Source organism: Heliophilum fasciatum, assembly GCF_004341395.1.
In the GTDB taxonomy this organism is placed as follows: domain Bacteria; phylum Bacillota; class Desulfitobacteriia; order Heliobacteriales; family Heliobacteriaceae; genus Heliophilum; species Heliophilum fasciatum.
The window spans coordinates 1-1,059 of record NZ_SLXT01000072.1 but is presented as its reverse complement, the minus strand read 5'-3'; the positions used below and the strand labels follow the sequence as shown (position 1 = coordinate 1,059).

Genomic DNA, 1,059 nt, shown 5'->3' with positions numbered 1-1,059 from the left:
GATTTGTTCAGCTTTCTGTCCTCGTGGTACTCAATATCCTCCATGCAAGCATTCGGATACCGAAACGCTGCCGTTCGGATCAGCTTTTGCAACTTATTGGAACGTCGCTTTCCCCATTCGTGGTCCACAATCATCCCGAAGCGCTCTTCAAAGGTAAGGCCGCGATAGGCGTTGTCGCCTGTTTGAGAGGTGAAGGCCTCGGCCATGGCACTCAATCGCATTTCGTGCAATTTATCGATGGTCACCTGGTTAATCATGGCGACCACCTCCAAAATAATCGGCACCTCGTGTAAAACCATAGTTGCCGCTTGGTTTTGGCGTGTCCGAGTTTTTTTCGGATTTCACCTTGTCCTGACCGGTTTTCAAGATGGTTTGGATGTTTTTCAGGCTGGGTGAAGGGGTGTAGCTCAGTGCACGGGCGCAGGCATCTTCAATCCGCGTTACCGAATACCGGTCGGCCAGCTTCATCAACGCGCCACAGGTTTTATAGCTAAGCTGCTCGACCTGAACGGAGGATAGGAAGGACTTCATGACCATCAATGTGGCGATTCCCACGCCTTGTGCCCACGCAAGAAAGGCTTCTTTGTTCCAAGCCAGGTATCTCCGATGATTCTCGGGCATATGTTCCGGCAATATTTCCGGATCGCCTATCTCATATTTCCGGATATGGGAAGCAATGCGATTATTCTGAAAGAATACCTCAATGGTTTTGCTCGTCGTTCGGATATCGACTTCGTGTCCAATGAATTCAAAAGGTACCGAATACTTGTTTTTCCCCACGGTTATGAGATAATCAGGTTGTATTTTGGCCGTTGACCAGACAGCCATTTCATAAGGGGAAGCAGGTAACGGCTGAAGGAAGGATTTTTCTTCTTCTTCAAAAGCACTCCACCGGCTTCCCTTCTTTTTTTGAAAAGGTTTTGTGTTAAATTCCAGAAGCTTCTTTTGGATGGCCGAATTCAATTCGGAGAAGGAGAAAAATTTTTCGTTTCGCAACGCCGCGATAATCCAGGTAGAGATGACGCCGACCGTGCCTTCGGCAGAAGGCTTGTCCTTGGG

General features: G+C 48.4%; 2 protein-coding genes. Both read right to left on the bottom strand.

The genetic code is table 11. From position 1 onward, the window contains the following. The coding region (locus tag EDD73_RS14730; protein WP_207668908.1) for an ATP-binding protein at positions 1 to 257 on the bottom strand (257 nt) is incomplete at its 3' end. Then, on the bottom strand, positions 250 to 1,059 hold an 810-nt coding region (locus EDD73_RS15010), incomplete at its 5' end, for a Mu transposase domain-containing protein (protein ID WP_406567205.1). The genes EDD73_RS15010 and EDD73_RS14730, both read right to left, overlap by 8 nt.